Raw genomic sequence first — 264 nt, 5'->3', positions numbered from 1 at the left:
TCTACGCCTACACTCAGCGTGTCTATGCCTCCCGACAGATCGCCAAAGCTGTCCGTGAAAACATCATGTTCATGTGGATCGCGGGTAGACAGCGTCCGGATTTCCGTACCATCAACCGGTTTCGTTCCGAGCGAATGAAAGACGTGTTGGAGGCCGTGTTTACGGCGGTTCTTCAATTTCTAGCCGATGAGAACTACGTGCAACTTGAAAACTACTTTGTCGATGGGACTAAAATCGAAGCCAATGCCAATCGGTATACGTTTG

General features: G+C 49.6%; 1 protein-coding gene. It reads left to right on the top strand.

Annotated elements, in window-relative coordinates:
• A partial coding sequence (locus LRL21_RS45190) for a transposase (RefSeq protein WP_240422251.1) occupies positions 1-264 on the top strand: 264 nt, incomplete at both ends.

Source organism: Paenibacillus periandrae, assembly GCF_022458865.1.
GTDB lineage: Bacteria > Bacillota > Bacilli > Paenibacillales > NBRC-103111 > Paenibacillus_S > Paenibacillus_S periandrae.
Note: the sequence above shows the minus strand (reverse complement) of the source record. Positions and strands in the feature narration are given on the sequence as shown.